8 protein-coding genes are annotated in these 16,713 nt (G+C 69.4%); all 8 read left to right on the forward strand.

The window, feature by feature from the left end; translation table 11 throughout:
* Positions 1 to 476: 476 nt before the first annotated feature.
* The 8 genes from AC1DK4_RS25335 to AC1DK4_RS25370 all read left to right on the forward strand — a co-directional run bounded on the left by AC1DK4_RS25335 (position 477) and on the right by AC1DK4_RS25370 (position 16,683).
* Positions 477 to 2,783, forward strand: a complete 2,307-nt coding sequence (locus AC1DK4_RS25335; RefSeq protein WP_477131848.1) for a primosomal protein N' — start codon at positions 477 to 479, stop codon at positions 2,781 to 2,783.
* A 174-nt stretch (positions 2,784 to 2,957) separates the two neighbouring features.
* Positions 2,958 to 6,956, forward strand: a complete 3,999-nt coding sequence (gene putA / locus AC1DK4_RS25340) for a trifunctional transcriptional regulator/proline dehydrogenase/L-glutamate gamma-semialdehyde dehydrogenase (protein WP_477131849.1) — start codon at positions 2,958 to 2,960, stop codon at positions 6,954 to 6,956.
* A 145-nt stretch (positions 6,957 to 7,101) separates the two neighbouring features.
* Positions 7,102 to 8,253, forward strand: a complete 1,152-nt coding sequence (locus AC1DK4_RS25345; RefSeq protein ID WP_477131850.1) for a branched-chain amino acid ABC transporter substrate-binding protein — start codon at positions 7,102 to 7,104, stop codon at positions 8,251 to 8,253.
* 185 nt (positions 8,254 to 8,438) lie between these two features.
* Entirely contained in the window at positions 8,439 to 10,193 is a 1,755-nt protein-coding gene (locus tag AC1DK4_RS25350) for an Hsp70 family protein (RefSeq protein ID WP_441612897.1), read from the forward strand.
* A 48-nt stretch (positions 10,194 to 10,241) separates the two neighbouring features.
* Positions 10,242 to 12,110: a hypothetical protein gene (locus AC1DK4_RS25355; protein WP_441612898.1), complete on the forward strand. Its 1,869-nt coding sequence runs from the start codon at positions 10,242 to 10,244 to the stop codon at positions 12,108 to 12,110.
* A 180-nt stretch (positions 12,111 to 12,290) separates the two neighbouring features.
* Positions 12,291 to 14,204: a hypothetical protein gene (locus tag AC1DK4_RS25360; RefSeq protein ID WP_441612899.1), complete on the forward strand. Its 1,914-nt coding sequence runs from the start codon at positions 12,291 to 12,293 to the stop codon at positions 14,202 to 14,204.
* A 149-nt stretch (positions 14,205 to 14,353) separates the two neighbouring features.
* Entirely contained in the window at positions 14,354 to 15,568 is a 1,215-nt protein-coding gene (locus tag AC1DK4_RS25365; RefSeq protein WP_441612900.1) for a cation:proton antiporter, read from the forward strand.
* Entirely contained in the window at positions 15,568 to 16,683 is a 1,116-nt protein-coding gene (locus AC1DK4_RS25370) for a YbdK family carboxylate-amine ligase (protein ID WP_441612901.1), read from the forward strand. Before AC1DK4_RS25365 ends, AC1DK4_RS25370 begins: the two co-directional genes overlap by 1 nt.
* Positions 16,684 to 16,713 lie beyond the last annotated feature (30 nt).

Consider the following 16,713-nt stretch of genomic DNA (forward strand, 5'->3'; position numbering starts at 1 on the left):
GGAGGCTGGCACGAAGCGCTGTCAAGTAAACTATTTTGCAATTTTTCGCTCTTTCGGTGCCGGTTCGCGCTTGTCAAGGCTTGACTTATGCACATCAATGGGTTTTCCGCAGTGCAAGAGCGGGTTAGTCCTTAACTCATCTGAGGGAGGCTCGCAAGTCCTTGATTTAAAAGGAATTGCATCTGATCAGGCTGACGCCGGAATGCCAGTGGGAGCCTTGATTTACGGGGCTTGGCGGGAACGCCGGACGAGTTTTCAACAAAGTTATCCACAGGCACTGCGCGCCAGCGGGAAAAGCGGCCATCTATCATCGACTTAGGGGCACATTTGAAGCGTTACTTTAAGTTGATGCTGCGCCGCACACTTAATTTGTCTGGAAAGCGGCCCAGCGCTGCCTTGCACCCGCATTGGGCCAGCTTGCCCGCCGCCTTGCCCCAATCTGGGCCGTACCCAGTGCTGCGCGCCGGAGCCAGGGCGTGAACGCCCCGACACTCCCCGCCTCCGGCCCGGAAGCGTCATCTGCCGCCGATGACGCGCCGCTTGCCATCGTGCGGGTGGCGCTCGATACGCCGGCCGACGATGTCTTCGATTATCTCGCCCCGCCGGAGATCCAGCCTGGCGACCTGGTGACCGTGCCCTTCGGGCGCCGCCTGATGGTCGGCGTGGCAGTGGCCCGTTCGGCCCATTCCGAAGTGCCGCCCGATCGGCTGCGGCCTGTCGCCCAGCGCCTCGACTGGCTGCCGCCGCTGGGCGCGCACTGGATCGCGCTGGCCCGGTTCTCCTCGCTCTACTATCACCGCTGTCTCGGCGAGGTCATGCTCCCGGCGCTGCCCCCGGGGCTGCGCGAGGCCGAGAGCTGGCCGCGGCTGGCGCTACGGGCCCGCTGCGAGCATTACCGCTTGATACCGGGCCACGAGCCGGCCCTGCTGGCAGCCGTGCCGGCGCGTGCCCGCACCGTGCTGGCCCTGGCGCAGGCCCTGGTGGCCGCCGCCGGGGCGGGTGCGGCACTTTCCGCGGCCGAGGCGCGTGCCTTGTGCAGCGCCGCCCCGGCCCGCCTGGCCGAATGGACGGCGGCCGGCTGGGTCAGCGCCAGCCACGCCGACCAGCCGCTGCTGGACATTGCAGCCGACAGCGAACCTTCGGTCGCGCCACCGTTGCACGACGAGCAGCGCGCGGCCGTGGAGGCGATCAGCCAGGCGCAGGGCTTCGCGCCCTTCCTGCTGCACGGCGTGACCGGCAGCGGCAAGACCGAGGTCTACCTGCACGCCATGGCCGAAGCCCTGGCGCGCGACCCGCAGGCGCAGGTACTGATGCTGGTGCCCGAAATCAACCTCACGCCGCAATTGCAGGGCCGCATCGCCGCGCGCTTCCCGCAGTTGCCGCTGGCGGTGCTGCACAGCGGCCTGGCTGACCAGGAGCGCACGCTGCAATGGCTGGCCGCGCACCGGGGCGAGGCCCGCATCGTGCTCGGCACCCGCATGGCGGTGATGGCCTCGCTGCCGCATCTCGCCCTGATCGTGGTGGACGAGGAGCACGACACCTCCTACAAGCAGCAGGAGGGCCTGCGCTACTCCGCGCGGGACCTGGCCATCTGGCGTGCCAAGCAGCTCGGCATCGCCGTCGTGCTGGGCTCGGCCACGCCGTCGATGGAAACCTGGTGGCGCGCAGAGCAGGGCGCCTACCGCAAGCTGGTGCTGCGCGAGCGCGCCCAGGCCGACGCGGCGCTGCCGGTAGTGCGGCTGGTCGACCTGAACCAGGAGCGCCAGCGCCAGCGCGCGCTCTTCGAAGGGCTCTCGGTGCCGCTGCTGAGCGCCATCGAGGCCCGCCTGGCGCGTGGCGAGCAGAGCCTGCTGTTCCTCAACCGGCGCGGCTACGCGCCCGTGCTCGCCTGCGGCAGTTGCGGCTGGCTGTCGGGTTGCCCGCGTTGTTCCGCCTACCTGGTGCTGCACCGGCCCGAGCGCCGGCTGCGCTGCCACCACTGCGGGCTGGAATCGCCCGTGCCCCATCATTGTCCGGACTGCGGTGATGTGGATATTGCGCCGCTCGGGCGCGGCACGCAGCGGATCGAGGAAGCCTTGGCGGCACGTTTTCCACAGGCCCGCATCGCGCGCATCGACGCGGACTCCACGCGCCGCAAAGGCAGCGCCCAGGCAATGTTCGACGAGGTCCATGCCGGCGAGGTGGACATCCTGGTGGGTACGCAGATGGTCGCCAAGGGGCACGACTTCCAGCGTGTGACGCTGGTCGGCATCGTGCACCCGGACGCCGCCATGTTCAGCCACGACTTCCGCGCGGCCGAGCACCTGTTCGCCTCGCTGATGCAGGTGGCCGGCCGTGCCGRCCGCGCCGGGCTGGCCGGCGAGGTGCTGATCCAGACCCGCTATCCGGATGCATCGGCATTGCAGGCACTGGTTCGCCATGACTATGATGGATTCGCTGCCGCGCAGTTGCGCGAGCGGCGCCAGGCCGGGTTGCCCCCGTTCGCGTACCAGGTGCTCGTCACGGCCGAGCACGGCCAGCTGGAGCGCGCGCTGGCCTTCCTGCAGAGCGCCCGCAATCGTGCCGACTCCTGCCGCCTGGCGCCTGAGGTGCAACTCCACGACCCGGTGCCGATGTCGATGGTGCGCGTGGCCAACCGCGAGCGTGCGCAGATGCTGGTGGAAAGTACCTCAAGGGCCGCATTGCAGCGGTTTGTGGACGAGTGGGTGCAAACTTTCGGTGACGCGCTGGCCGATGCGAAGGGCGTGCGGTGGCAACTGGAGATCGACCCGCTTCGTATTTGAGCACCGTTGACGGCCGGCGCGGCGACGGGTTGGGTGCAACCCGCATCCGGATTCAGAATGAGTGGTTGTACCTAGTTGCACCTTCGGTTTCCCGCGGAGTATGATCGCGCCCATCGGCAGGCGTATCCGGGAGATCGGGCGCCTTGCATCCGCATCCTTCGGAGAATCAAGCGCATGGCCACCACCACCCTCGGCGTCAAGCTGGACGACGCATCCCGCGAGCGCCTCAAGCGCGTTGCCCAGTCGATCGACCGCACGCCCCACTGGCTGATCAAGCAGGCTATCTTCACGTACCTGGAGCAGGTCGAGCGCGGCCATGTGCCGGCCGAGGCCGGCGCGTCCGGCACGCCGGCGGATGGCGCGGCGGACGGCGCGGATGGCTTCGACGCGGCGGGCGAGGGCGCGCCCCAGCCATTCCTCGAGTTCGCCCAGAGCGTGCAGCCGCAGTCGGTGCTGCGCGCTGCGATCACTGCCGGCTACCGCCGCCCCGAGACCGAGTGCGTGCCCGTGCTGCTCGAGCAGGCCCGGCTGCCGCAGCAGCAGGCCGAGGCCGCGCTCGCGATGGCCCGCACGCTGGCCACCCGCCTGCGCGAGCGCAAGGTCGGCACCGGCCGCGAAGGACTGGTGCAGGGCCTGATCCAGGAATTCTCGCTCTCGTCCCAGGAAGGCGTGGCGCTGATGTGCCTGGCCGAGGCGCTGCTGCGCATCCCGGACAAGGCCACGCGCGACGCGCTGATCCGCGACAAGATCAGCGGCGCCAACTGGCAGTCGCACCTGGGCCAGAGCCCGTCGCTGTTCGTCAACGCGGCCACCTGGGGCCTGCTGCTGACCGGCCGCCTGGTTGCCACCCACACCGAAGCCGGCCTGTCCAAGGCCCTGACCCGCATCATCGGCAAGGGCGGCGAGCCGCTGATCCGCAAGGGCGTGGACATGGCGATGCGCCTSATGGGCGAGCAGTTCGTCACCGGSGARACCATTKCCGARGCGCTSGCSAACGCSCGCAAGYWSGARGMCRAAGGCTTCCGCTACTCCTACGACATGCTCGGCGAAGCCGCCATGACCGAGGAAGACGCGCTGCGCTACCTGGCGTCCTACGAACAGGCCATCCATGCCATCGGCCAGGCCTCGCGCGGGCGCGGCATCTACGAAGGCCCCGGCATCTCGATCAAGCTCTCCGCGCTGCACCCGCGCTACAGCCGTGCCCAGCACGAGCGCGTGGTCAGCGAGTTGTACGGCCGCCTCAAGTCGCTCACGCTGCTGGCCCGCCAGTACGACATCGGCATCAATATCGACGCCGAGGAAGCCGACCGCCTGGAGATCTCGCTGGACCTGCTCGAGCGGCTGTGCTTCGAGCCCGAGCTGGCCGGCTGGAACGGCATCGGCTTCGTCGTGCAGGGCTACCAGAAGCGCTGCCCGTTCGTCATCGACTACCTGATCGACCTGGCCCGCCGCAGCCGCCACCGCCTGATGATCCGCCTGGTCAAGGGCGCCTACTGGGATAGCGAGATCAAGCGCGCCCAGGTGGACGGCCTGGAGGGCTATCCGGTCTACACGCGCAAGGTCTACACCGACGTGTCCTACGTGGCATGCGCGCGCAAGCTGCTGTCGGTGCCGGACGTGATCTACCCCCAATTCGCCACCCACAATGCGCATACGCTGGCGGCGATCTACCAGATCGCCGGCCACAACTACTACCCCGGCCAGTACGAGTTCCAGTGCCTGCACGGCATGGGCGAGCCGCTGTACGACCAGGTGGTCGGGCCGCTGGCCGACGGCAAGTTCAACCGCCCGTGCCGCATCTACGCCCCGGTGGGCACGCACGAGACGCTGCTGGCCTACCTGGTGCGCCGCCTGCTGGAGAACGGCGCCAATACCTCCTTCGTCAACCGCATCGCCGACGAAACCATTTCGCTGGATGAACTGGTGGCCGATCCGGTCACCGTGGTCGAGCGCATGCATGCCGAGGAGGGCGGCCTCGGCCTGCCGCACCCGCGCATCCCGCAGCCGCGCGAGCTGTATGGCCAGTCGCGCGCCAATTCCGCCGGCATCGATTTGTCCAACGAGCATCGCCTGGCTTCGCTGTCGTCGGCGCTGCTGGCCGGGACCAGCGAGGCGGTTGCCGCGGCGCCGCTGCTCGGCGGCGAAGCCGCGCCCGGCTCGGAAGCGAACCAGCCGGTGCCGGTGCGCAACCCGGCCGACCTGCGCGACGTCGTCGGGCATGTCACCGAAGCCAGCATGGCCGAAGTGGAAGCCGCGCTGCAGGCCGCGGTCAAGGCTGCGCCGATCTGGCAGGCCACGCCGGCCGACGTGCGCGCCGCGGCGCTGGAGCGGGCCGCCGAACTGATGGAAGCGCAGATGCAGTCCCTGATGGGCGTCATCATGCGCGAGGCCGGCAAGACCTTCTCCAACGCCATCGCCGAAGTGCGCGAGGCCGTGGACTTCCTGCGCTACTACGCGGCGCAGGTGCGCGAGACCTTCTCCAGCGACACGCACCGCCCGCTCGGCCCCGTGGTCTGCATCAGCCCGTGGAATTTCCCGCTGGCCATCTTCACCGGCCAGGTCGCGGCCGCGCTGGCCGCCGGCAATACCGTGCTGGCCAAGCCCGCCGAGCAGACCCCGCTGATCGCCGCGCAGGCCGTGCGCCTGCTGCGCGAAGCGGGCGTGCCGGCCGGCGCCGTGCAACTGCTGCCGGGCCGCGGCGAGACCGTCGGCGCCGCGCTGGTGGGCGACGCACGCGTCAAGGGCGTGATGTTCACCGGCTCCACCGAAGTGGCGCGCCTGCTGCAACGCAGCGTGGCCGGGCGCCTGGACGCCGCCGGCCGCCCGGTGCCGCTGATCGCGGAAACCGGCGGGCAGAACGCGATGATCGTCGACTCCTCGGCGCTGGCCGAGCAGGTGGTGGGCGACGTGGTCAACTCCGCCTTCGATTCGGCCGGCCAGCGCTGCTCGGCGCTGCGCGTGCTGTGCCTGCAGGAGGAAGTGGCCGACCGCGTGCTGGCCATGCTCAAGGGCGCCATGAACGAACTCGCCATCGGCAACCCCGACCGCCTGTCCACCGACGTCGGCCCGGTGATCGACGAAGAAGCGCGCGACAACATCCTGCGCCATATCGAAGCCATGCGCGCCAAGGGTCGCCGCATCCACCAGGCCGAGCGCAGCGAAGCCGCGGATGCCGCCACCCGCCACGGCACCTTCGTGCCGCCCACCCTGATCGAGCTCGACAGCATCGAAGAGCTGCAGCGCGAGGTATTCGGCCCGGTGCTGCACGTGGTGCGCTACCAGCGCGCCGGCCTGGACGCGCTGCTCGGCCAGATCAACGGCACCGGCTACGGCCTCACCATGGGCATCCATACGCGCATCGACGAGACCATCGCGCATATCGTCGAGCGCGCCGAAGTGGGCAACCTCTACGTCAACCGCAATGTGGTCGGCGCGGTGGTCGGCGTGCAGCCGTTCGGCGGCGAAGGATTGTCCGGCACCGGCCCCAAGGCCGGCGGCCCGCTCTACCTGCACCGCCTGCTGTCGGTCTGCCCGCAGGACGCCGTGGCCCGCGCCGTGCGCGCCTCGGACGTGCTGAACGGCGCCGGCGAGCCCGGCCCGGTGCGCGCGGCGATGACCGATGCCCTGGGCATGCTCAAGGAATGGGCCGCGCGCGAGAGCGCCGCGCTGCCCGGGCTGGGCGCGGCGTGCGACCGCTTCGCCGCCGCCTCGCCGGCCGGCCTGTCGGTGACGCTGCCCGGCCCCACCGGCGAGCGCAACACGTACACGCTGCTGCCGCGCGCGGCCGTGCTGTGCCTGGCCCAGCAGGAGGCCGACCTGGCCATGCAGCTGGCGGCCGTGCTGGCTGCCGGCAGCCGCGCGGTCTGGCCGGACAGCCCGATGGCGCGCACGCTGTCGGCGCGCCTGCCGAAGGCAGTACAATCGCGCGTCCGCCTGGTGCCCGACTGGGCCGCGGGCGACACCGAATTCGATGCCGTGCTGCACCACGGGGATTCCGACCAGCTGCGCGCCGTGAGCGAGCAACTGGCCACGCGCGCCGGCCCGATCATTTCGGTCCAGGGCCTGGCGCACGGTGAACCGAATGTGGCCATCGAGCGTTTGTTGATCGAGCGTTCGCTCTCCGTCAATACGGCGGCGGCGGGCGGCAATGCCAGTTTGATGACGATCGGCTGACCGGCCGGGCGTTGATCGAAGAGACGCGAGGCAGCGGCGATCCCGCGCGCCTTGCGTATGTGAAATCGGGAAGCGTTTCGCGCCGCACCCGGACGCGTCCAAAAACGCAGCAAGAAGGCTATCGAAAAGCCACCAAGGAGAACTGATGAACTCGACTTTCCACAAGACGGCACTGACCGTTGCCCTGTCGATCGCCGGCGTGTGCGCCAGCTCGGCCGCCTTTGCCCAGGCCCAGGAAATCAAGCTCGGCTTCGCCGCGCCCATGACCGGCGGCCAGGCGCAATACGGCAAGGACATGCAGAACGGCGTGATCCTCGCCATCGAGGAAATGAACGCCACCAAGCCCAAGATCGGCGGCAAGGACGTCAAGTTCGTATTGCTTTCCGAAGATGACCAGGCCGATCCCAAGACTGGCTCGGTGGTGGCGCAGAAGCTGGTGGACGGCGGCATCCAGGGCATGCTCGGCCACTTCAACTCCGGCACCAGCATCCCGGCTTCGATGGTCTACAACCGCGCCGGCATTCCGCAGATCGCCATGGCGACCGCGCCGGAATACACCAAGCAAGGCTTCAAGACCACCTTCCGCATGATGACCTCCGACACCCAGCAGGGTTCGGTGATCGGCGCCTTCGTGGTGAAGAAGCTTGGCGCCAAGAACATCGCCATCGTCGACGACCGCACGGCCTACGGCCAGGGCCTGGCCGACGAGTTCGAGAAGGCCGCCCGCGCCGCCGGCGGCAAGATCGTGCGCCGCGAATACACCAACGACAAGGCGGTGGACTTCAAGGCCGTGCTGACCAACATCAAGCGCAGCAACCCGGACGTGATCTTCTACGGCGGCGCCGAGACGCAATCCGCGCCGATGGCCAAGCAGGTCAAGGAACTCGGCATGAAGTCGCCGCTGGTGTCGGGCGAAATGTCCAAGACCGACAACTTCCTGAAGCTGGCCGGCACCGCTGCCGATGGCACCGTGGTGTCGCTGGCCGGCCTGCCGCTGGAGCAGATGCCCGGTGGCGCCACCTACGAGAAGAAGTACGAGAAGCRCTTCGGCGGCAAGGTGCAGACGTACTCGCCGTACGCCTATGACGGCGCCACCGCGATGATGAGCGCCATGGTCAAGGCCGGCTCGGCCGATCCGGCGCGCTACCTGCCGGTGCTGGCCGCCACCAATATGCAGGGCGTCACCACCAAGGCCCTGGCCTACGACGCGCGCGGCGACCTGAAGGACGGCGGCATCACCGTCTACAAGGTGGTCGGCGGCAAGTGGACCGTGCTGGAGACGGTCGGCGGCAAGTAAGCCTTCGCCAGCGCCATGCGGAAACGCCACCTTCGGGTGGCGTTTTCTTTTGGCGGCACGCCAGCGGGGCAGCCGATGTCTCGCGGGCGCAACAAGGAAGCGGCGCCGTTCCCATTCTTTCCCCGTTGCCGATTAATGTTGCGCTTGCTGCGCAAAGGATGCGTCGCCACCAGCCAGAACGAAACATGGACCACGACAAGCACACCATCATCGGCATCGATCTCGGCACCACCAACAGCCTGGTCGCGGTCTGGCGCGATGGACGGGCGCAGATCATTCCCAACTCTCTCGGCAAGCGCCTGACGCCCTCGTGCGTGAGCGTGCTGGACGACGGCGCGGTCGTCGTCGGGGAGGCCGCGCGCGACCGCCTGCTGACCCATCCCGCGCACAGCGCGGCACTGTTCAAGCGCTACATGGGCACCGCCCGCGCGACCCCGCTGGGCGAGCGGCGCTATCGCCCGGAAGAACTCTCGTCCTTCTTGCTGCGCGCGTTGAAGGCCGATGCCGAAGCCTGGCTCGGCGCGCCGGTCAGCGAAGCGGTGATCACCGTGCCGGCTTATTTCAGCGACGCCCAGCGCCGCGCCACGCGTGTGGCGGGCGAGCTGGCGGGGCTGCGCGTGGAGCGCCTGCTCAACGAGCCGACCGCCGCCGCGCTGGCCTACGGCTTGCAGCAGAACGGGGAAAGCCGCTTCCTGGTGTTCGACCTGGGCGGAGGGACCTTCGACGTCTCTGTGCTGGAACTGTTCGAGAACGTGATGGAAGTACGCGCCTCGGCCGGGGACAACTTCCTCGGCGGCGAGGACTTCGTCGCGGCGCTGATGCGCCGCTTCAGCCGCGACAGCGGGCTCGATGCGCGACTGAGCGCCGGCGGCGTGCAGGAAGGCGAGGCGCAGCCCGAGCGCTGGCCGGCGCAGTTGCGCGAGCGGGTACGCCACGCCGCCGAAGGTGCCAAGCGCGCGCTCAGCGACGCCGCCGGCGCGGACATGGCCGTGACCTGGGAGGACCGCACCTTCACCATGTCGCTGACCCAGGAAGTCTTTGCCGAACTGAGCACGCCGTTGCTGGAGCGGCTGCGCAAGCCCATCGAGCAGGCCATGCGCGACGCACGCATCCGGCCGGCCGAGCTGGACAGCGTGGTGCTGGCCGGCGGCGCCACCCGCATGCCGATGGTGCGCAGGCTGGTGAGCCGCATGTTCGGCCGCTTTCCCGTGACCGAGCTGAATCCCGACGAGGTGGTGGCGCTCGGCGCGGCCGTCCAGGCCGGCCTGAAGGCGCGCGACGCGGCGCTGGACGAAGTGGTCATGACCGATGTCGCACCCTATTCGCTGGGCATCGAAACCAGCCAGCGGGTCGGCCCGGAGGCGTTTTCCCACGGGCACTACCAGCCCGTGATCGACCGCAACTCGGTGGTGCCGGTCAGCCGCGTGGAACGCATCCATCCGCTGGCCGACAAGCAGGAGATGCTGGCGCTGCGCGTCTTCCAGGGCGAGGGGCGGATGGTGGCGGAGAACGTCTTCCTCGGCGAGATCGCCGTGCCGCTGCCGCGCATCAGCGCGGCCGAGTCGGGCGTGGACGTGCGCTTCACCTATGACGTCAACGGCATCCTCGAAGTGCAGGCCACCGTGCTCGCCACCGCCGCCACGCACCGCATCGTGATCCAGGAAAACCCCGGCGTGCTGAGCGACGAGGAAGTGGGCGAGCGCCTGGCGGCGCTTGCCGAGATCAAGATCCATCCGCGCGACCAGGCCGAGAACGCGCAACTGGTGGCGCGCGCCGACCGGCTCTACCAGCAGTGCCTGGGCCGCGACCGCGACCAGATCAGCGGCGCGCTGGCGCAATTCCAGGCCGCGCTGGACGCGCAGGATACCGAGCGCATCCGCACGCTGCGCGCGCCCATCCGGCGCCTGCTCGACGGACTCGACACGCAACTCTGGGACTGATCCCGGCTCGTCCCCTCTCCACGCTTCGCTACCGGCCCGATCCGAACAATGCACTGGCAAGTCCTGCAACTGGCGCCGACCACGGATACGCGCCGCATCCGCTCGGCCTATGCCGCGCGCCTCAAGGTCACGCGCCCCGACGAGGACGCGCAGGCGTTCCAGGCGCTGCGCGCCGCCTATGAATTCGCGCTCGAGTGGGCGCGCCACCATGCGCAGGACGAAGATGCCGGCGCCGTGCCCGACCCGGGCGCCGCTGCCCCGCCTGCCCCGCCTGCCCCGCCCGCCGGAGAGCCGGGGCCCGCCGCGATCGCTTCGCCGCTGACTTCGCCCGCCTCGCCCGTGCGCGGCAGGCTGCCGGCAATCGGCCAGGTGCTGCCGCCCGCCGTGCAGGCGGACCCGCAGCGCCCGCAGACGGCCCGGGCCTTGCCCGATGCGGGCGAGCTGGCCCTTGCAATGTGGGAGCGGCTGCGCGCCAGCTTTCCGCCCGCGCCGGCCGGCGGCCGCTACCCCGGGCTCGACCGCGGTGAACTGGCCGCGCAATCGCTGCCGGTCGGCGAGGCGCTGCAGCGCTGCCTGCAGGACGATGCCTTCGTCAGCATCGAAGCGCGCGACCGCTTCGAGTGGCTGGCGCTGCGCTACTGCGCCCGGGACGATGCCAGTCCCGCGGCGCGCACCGCGCTGTTCGAAGGCTTCGGCTGGGAAGATGCTTCCGATCACCTGGCGCGGCGCGACCGCGCCCTGACCCAGCAGGCGGTCGCACGCGCGCTGGCGGACCGGCAGTTCAGCTACTTCCGCACCTACGCCAAGGGCTCGGCGGCGGCGCAGGCGCTTCTGGCGCCGCCGCCCGCGCGCATCCGCCGGCAAGCGCTGATGCGCGGCGGCTTCGTCAAGGACATGCAGGCCCTGCTCGAACAACTGCGCTGGAAGACGCCGCAGACACGCCACTACCATTTCGACGAGGCGGTGCTGGCGGCCTGGGAGCAGGCGGTATCCCGGCCGCTGTTGTCGTGGGGGCAGTTGTTCCATGCGCTGTGGATCGGCGCCATCCTGGCCAGCGTGGTGCTGATGATCGTGGTGCGGCAGGAGGAACGCGCCGGGCACGATACCGTGGCGCCGTGGCTGGCGCTCGCCGTGTGCGGCGCCAGCCTGGTGGCGCCGATGCTGGCCTGGGCCTGGTACGTGCGGGTCTGGCAGCAATCCGTCACGGTGCGGCTGGCGCGCTGGCGGTCGCTGCCAGGCGTGCAGTGGGGCTGGTTCGGCCTCTACGTGGTGATCGGCGGCTTTGCCATGTTCGCCGGCTCGCTGCCGTCGCTCTACGCATGGTTCATCGGCGTGGAGCTGTATGCCCTGCTGGCCGCTTTCGCGCTGCTCTACCTGCCCGCGCTGCAGCGCATCGGCGTGGCCGGCGCGCTGACCATCGGCGGCATGTACATGGTCTTGTCGGTGCCGCTGTTCGCGCCGTTCGCGCATACGCTGGCGTTTGCGCTGGGCCTGCTGCTGGCCGGCGCCAACCTGTCGCTGGTGCTGCCGGCGCGCGCCTGGCTGCGCCAGCGCCACCGCGCCCGCCTGCTGCAAGGGCAGTGCGCCGCGCTGGCGGTCGGCGCCATGCTGCTGCTGGCGCAGATGCAGTGGGATCTGGCGAGCGAGCCGTGGCTGGCGGTGGCCGGCTGGCTGTGGCTGAACGCCGCCGTGTTCGGCGTCGATCCCATCCTTAACGGCCGCCTCAAGGGCTGGTGGCTGGCCTTGCTGCTGGTCCTGTGCAGCGTGGCCGGCGCCATGCCGGTGCATGCCGAAACCACGCCGCTGTTCCGCGCCGAGGCAGTGGCCTGCGTCTATCTGCTGCTGGCCTGCCTGTTCGAGTGGTCGGACCTGCGCGAGGACAGGCGCCGCGCCGGGCCGCCCGGACGGCGCGCCTGACTGGCGCGCGCATGGGCAAAGAGCCTCGCCTGGGGCCTTGCCCGGTCCGCCGCCCCGGGGTAGGGCTGCGGGGCGAGCCCGGCGAATGCCGGGAAAAGCGCCCCTTCCATTGCGGACCAAGAAACCTGCGCATGGCGCATAATCCCGCACTCGCACATTTCACCCCAGAAGGAGCAGTCCGTGTCCGTGCAGGAAGTCAGTTACGACCACGCCATCGAGCTAGCCAATGCCGAGCGCTACGACGAGGCGCTGGTCATTCTCGACCAGCTCTCGCAGGCGCAGCCGCAGGTGGTGGATTTCGATTGCCTGCGGGCGCGCCTGCACTTCGACCGCGGCGATGCCCAGCAAGCCTTCGCCGTGCTCGATGCGGCGCTGGCCAAGCTGCCCGGACTGAACCTGCATCCCGCGCACCGCTGGTCATCGCGCGGTGTGATCGCGCACCGCTACGGCATGTTGCTCACGAGCATGGAGCGCTTCCAGGAGGCGCAGCCCTGGCTGGACGAGGCGGCGCTGCGCAACGGCCTGTCTTCCGGCGAATGGAGCGCCCGGCTGCACGCGGGACTYGTGCGTTGCCGGCTGGGTGATTTCGCCGGCGCCGGCGCCTATTGGTACGACCTGCTGTACCGCGCGCCGGACCTGGGCGTGCAAGAGATCCTGGCCCAGGCGCTGGCCCACGTGAACGCCGCCGGCGAGCAGGCCGAGCCGATGCTGCGCCTTTGCCTGGCGCGCGCCGGCCTGGACAATCCCGACCTGCTCGAACTCGACGAAGCCGCCGGCGACGCCTTTGCCGCCGAGCAGGCGGGCATCGTGCTGGCTGCGCAGCCCGACCATCCCCACGCCCGCCGCATCCGCGCGCCGCTGCGCTACCGCGCCGGCGACCTCGAGGGCGCCTGGGATGATTTCGCCACTTATCAGCGCCAGGTGCCGGACCCGAAAGCCCAGGTGCGCGAGCTGGAATGGCGTCACCAGGCCGGCGAAGAGCAGCCATGGCAGCGCTTTGCCTTCGTGCAGAACGCGACCGACGCGGCCGGCTACTACAACGCCGGCGTGGCGCTGGCCGAATTCATCGATGCCGTGCCGGCAGCCGAGGCCGCGCTGGCGCCCCACGTGGTCGCGGCATACCGGCTCGGCCTGGCGCGCTTCGAGCAATACTTCGCCACCGGCGAGGGCGGCTACGACGATGCCGATCCGCATCTCTATTCGATGCTGTGCCACAACCTGGCGCAGCGCCTGGACGGCGCGGACCTGCGCGCCGAACGGATCGCGCTGCACGAGAAAGGCATCGCGGTCAGCGAATTCATCGAGCACTGGATCGACCTGCTCGACTGCCTGGTGGCCGCGGGCCAGCATGCGAAGGCGGTCGAGGTGGCCGGCGACGTGCTCAACCGCTACCCGCTCGAGCGCGACCCGGCCAATGTGGGCTGGGTGTTCAGCCGGCTGGTGAATGCATGGAAGGGCATCGGCGGCAGCGAAGTGACCTCGGCGGCGCGCGATGCGCTTGCGCACATGGACGCCCGCGCCGATGCCTTGCCGGTGGAGGAGCGCAGCCAGACCGGCCACGCACTCGCGCACGCGCGCGCGCATTTCGCCGGGCTGCTGCGCAACGGCATCGCGGGCATGGACCAGCACGACCGCACCGATGCGCTGGCCGAGATCGAGGCGCTGCAACGGCGTGCGCTGCTGATCGAGGACGCCTGGCTGTGCAACGAATTCGGCCTGATCTGGCGTGACCTGGGCGCGCCCGAGCGCGCGCTGCCGCTGTTCGAGCAGGCCATCGCGCTGACCGAAGGCGATGCGTGGGACCAGGCCCTGCCGCGCGTGCAGCGCGGCCTGATCCGCAACGGCGAAAAGCAGTACGCCGGGGCGCTGGCCGATTTCGAAGCGGCCTTTGCCGCGCGCGACCGCTGGGAAGGCGACGCTTATCTTGGCGCGGTCGAGGCCGCGCTCGGGCTGGCGCAGCGCGAGACCGCGCTGGCGTATTTCGAGAAAGCCCGCGCCGCCGGCGCCGACCAGGGCAGGATGCGCGCGCAGTACGCGCGCATGGAATCCGGCCTGCGTGCCACGCGGCCCGCCTGGAAGTTCTGGGGCGTCTAGCAAGCCACCCGCCGGACCGGCACGAGAAAACGCCATCGCACCAGATGGCGTTTTTTTACGCCTGTACGCATCATGTTCCCTGCAACTTAGGTGCGCTGTCGGACAAACTCTGACACGGAATGTCATGTGGCTCCGTTACCATGTAGTCCATGAATGGATTGAGCCAACTATTTCCAAGCCTGCCGCTGGCACCGGGCGGGCTGTTCTGGGTCGGACTTGCCCTGGTGGGCGCGGGCCTGGCGGGCGAGGTGTGCCGCATGTACCTGCGGCTGCCGCGCATCGTCGGCTATGCGGCCACCGGCCTGCTCGCCGGCATGCTCGGCCGCGGCATCGTGGACGAGGACATGATCGCGCAGACGCGCATCCTGATCGACATGGCGCTGGCGCTGGCGCTGTTCGAGCTCGGGCACCGGCTGTCGCTGAGCTGGCTGCGGGCCAACCGCTGGCTGCTGTTTACCAGCGCGTTCGAGAGCCTGCTGACATGGGGCCTGGTGGCGGCCGCGCTGCAGTGGATGGGCGTGACGCCCGCCGTGGCCATCCTCGCCGGCGGCATCGCGGTCAGTACCTCGCCCACCATCGTGCTCCAGCTCAAGAACGAGCTGCGTGCCGAGGGCCAGGTGACCGAGCGGCTACTCGCCATGACGGCGCTCAACAGCATCTACGCCGCGACCATCGTGCAGCTCGCCACCGGGTGGCTGCATTCCGAATACGGCAACCTGGGCGCCGCGCTGCTGCACCCGCTCTATTTGCTGCTGGGCTCGTGCCTGCTGGCCTGGGGCGTGGGCAAGCTGGGCCACGCCATCTATGCGCGCATGGCATCGGACGATCACTACAGCTTCCTGGTGCTGGTGGGACTGGTGCTGTTCACGCTGGCCCTCACGCGCGTGCTCAAGCTGTCGATGCCGCTCTCGCTGATGCTGGCCGGTGTGGTGTTCAAGCACCAGGACAGCCAGCCGCGCGTATGGCCCGCCCATTTCGGCAGCGCCGGCAGCCTGCTGATCATCGTGATGGTGGTGTCGCTCGGCCTGCCGCTGACCGTACATGACTGGGCCATCGGCGGCGGCGCCGCGGTGGTGCTGGTGCTGCTGCGCCACCTGGCCAAGCTGGCCGGCGTGGCCTCGCTGGGCTCGTTCTCCGGCCTGAGCCTCAGGCAATGCGTGGCGCTCGGGGTGGCGCTGGCGCCCATGTCGGGCCTGGCCTACTTGCTGATGAGCGACGTGGCGCGCCTTTATCCGTCCACGGGCGAGCCGCTGGCCGCCATCATCCTGTGCTCGCTGGCGCTCGAGCAACTGCTCGGCCCGGCGTTGGCCGCCTGGGCACTTCGCTACGCCGGCGAAGTCAGAAGCAATGGAGGAGGCCGCTGATGTCACTCGAACCGTTCAAGCACTCCGAAGCGCTGACCTTTGGCGTGGAGCTGGAGCTGCAGCTGGTCAACCGTCATGACTATGACCTGGCGCCGTTCGCGCCCGACTTGCTGCGTGCGCTGAAAGGCGCCCGGCATGCCGGCGACATCAAGCCCGAGATCAGCCCCTCGATGATCGAGATCAGTACCGGCATCTGCCACAGTTATGCACAGGCGCTGGATGAACTCGGCACCATGCGCGACCTGATGGTGGACGCTTCGCGCTCGCTCAACCTCGGCATCTGCGGCGGCGGCACGCACCCGTTCCAGCAATGGGCCGACCGCACCATCTCGGATTCGCCTCGCTACCAGTACATTTCCGAGCTGTACGGCTACCTCGCCAAGCAGTTCACGGTGTTCGGCCAGCACGTGCATATCGGCTGCCCGAGCGCCGACGAATCGCTGTTCCTGCTGCACGCGATCGGACGCTACGTGCCGCACTTCGTCGCGCTGGCGGCTTCGTCGCCGTTCGTGCAGGGCGTGGATACCGGTTTCGCCTCGGCGCGGCTGAATTCCGTGGCGGCCTTCCCCATGAGCGGGCGCGCACCGCACCTGCTCACCTGGGACGCCTTCACCGCCTACTTCGAGAAGATGCACGCCACGGGCGTGATCGAGAGCATGAAGGATTTCTACTGGGATATCCGTCCCAAGCCGGAATTCGGCACCATCGAAGTCCGCGTGATGGATACGCCGCTGACCGTGCAGCGCGCGTGCGACATTGCCGCCTATATCCAGGCGCTGGCGCGCTACCTGCTGCTGTCGCGCCCGTTCATGCCGCAGGAAGACGATTACCTGGTCTATACCTTCAATCGCTTCCAGGCCTGCCGCTTCGGCCTTGAAGGCGAGTACGTGCATCCCAACGAACTGACGCGCATGCCCATCGCCGATCACATCGTGACGATCTGCGACGCGCTGGTGCCGCATGCAGAAGCGCTGGGCTCGCTCGACGCGCTGGCCAATATCCGCGCGCTGGCGCAAAGCCGCAACGGCGATGCCGAACGCGTGCGCCAGATCGATGCCGACACCCGCAGCCTGCGCGAGACGGTGCGGCAGACCTGCGACAGCTGGGCGAGCTGAGGCACGCAGCTGCCTCCGGCCAGTTGGCCG

Source organism: Cupriavidus sp. 05N38 (genome assembly GCF_056397345.1).

What these genes read in the sequence shown, in the direction of transcription:
- AC1DK4_RS25350 (WP_441612897.1), top strand. Translation starts at nt 8,439, where the DNA reads ATGGACCACGACAAGCACACCATCATCGGCATCGATCTCGGCACCACC.
- AC1DK4_RS25370 (WP_441612901.1), top strand. Translation starts at nt 15,568, where the DNA reads ATGTCACTCGAACCGTTCAAGCACTCCGAAGCGCTGACCTTTGGCGTG.
- AC1DK4_RS25355 (WP_441612898.1), top strand. Translation starts at nt 10,242, where the DNA reads ATGCACTGGCAAGTCCTGCAACTGGCGCCGACCACGGATACGCGCCGC.
- AC1DK4_RS25365 (WP_441612900.1), top strand. Translation starts at nt 14,354, where the DNA reads ATGAATGGATTGAGCCAACTATTTCCAAGCCTGCCGCTGGCACCGGGC.